The 1,282-nt window shown below is 70.3% G+C and carries 1 protein-coding gene; it reads right to left on the reverse strand.

Annotated elements, in window-relative coordinates; all coding sequences use genetic code 11:
• Positions 1–1,262: amino acid adenylation domain-containing protein (locus tag AB4112_RS35950; protein WP_441727255.1), on the reverse strand; the 1,262-nt coding region annotated here is incomplete at its 3' end.
• Positions 1,263–1,282: the final 20 nt, after the last annotated feature.

Below are 1,282 nucleotides of genomic sequence, written 5' to 3' on the forward strand. Positions count from 1 at the left end.
GGCGTGGAGGGCTCGCGGCGGCTGGCGGGGGAGAAGTCCGGTGCGGGCAGCGCGCGGCGGTCGAGCTTGCCGTTGGGAGTGAGGGGGAGGGCATGGAGGAGGACGACGGCGGCCGGGACCATGTGCTCGGGGAGCAGCGTGGCCAGGTGGCGGCGGAGCTCGGCCGGGTCGGGGGCGGCGGCGGGGGCGGCGACCACATAGCCGACGAGCTGCCTGTGTCCGGGCTGATCCTCGCGGGCGATGACGGCGGCCTGGGCGACGGCGGGATGGGCGGTGAGGGCGGCCTCGATCTCGCCGGGCTCGATGCGGAAGCCGCGGATCTTGAGCTGGTGGTCGGCGCGGCCTAGGAAGTCGAGGACGCCGTCGGGGCGCCAGCGGGCGAGGTCGCCGGTGCGGTACATGCGGGCGCCGGGAGGCCCGAAGGGGCAGGCGACGAAGCGCTCGGCGGTCAGGCCCGGGCGGTTGAGATAGCCCCGCGCCAGACCTGCCCCCGCGATGTACAGCTCCCCCGGCACTCCCACAGGCACCGGACGAAGACCTGCGTCGAGCACGCGGACGTGATAGTTCGCCAAGGGACGGCCTATCGGAGGATCCCCGGCGGAAGCGTTTTCGATCCTGGCGGTCGTGGCCCAGATCGTCGCTTCGGTTGGACCGTAGAGATTGACGACGTTGTTCCCGGATGCTTCGGCCAATTGCCCGGCCAATCGCCGTGGCAAAATCTCGCCGCCGACGAGAATCTGCAGGCCGGCCAGAACCTGTGGCCGGGTTTCGAGCAGACCCTGCCAATAAGTTGGAGTGGCTTGCAGGACGGTTGCGCCACACGACGCGATGAGCTGCGCAATCGCTATGGGGTCTCGTATTGTCTCGTGGCCGGCAAGGATAATCCGGGCGCCGCGGATCAGCGGCAGGAACAACTCCAGGCCAGCAATGTCGAAGCCGATGGTGGTAGCAGCCAACAGCCGGTCGTCCGGAGTGAGGGGGATCTGGGCCGTAATGGCAGCCAGGAAGGCATCGAGGTTCCTGCGCGAGACCGCCACGCCCTTTGGAGTTCCGGTGGAGCCGGAGGTGTAGATGAGATAGGCGGGGTGGAGGGGTTGGAGGGGGTGCAGGCGGGTGTCGTCGGTGGGGTTGGTGTCGGGGGAGCGTTCGAGCTGGGCGAGGAGTGCGGTGTCGTCGAGGCGGAGGAGCGGGGCGGTGTCGGGCAGGGCGCGGCCGGCGGTGCCGGCGGTGAGGACGAGCCTGGGGTCGGCGTCCTTGAGCATGAAGGCGAGGCGCTCGGGGG

It is taken from the genome of Inquilinus sp. 2KB_23 (assembly GCF_052115705.1).
GTDB classification, from domain to species: domain Bacteria; phylum Pseudomonadota; class Alphaproteobacteria; order DSM-16000; family Inquilinaceae; genus Inquilinus; species Inquilinus ginsengisoli_A.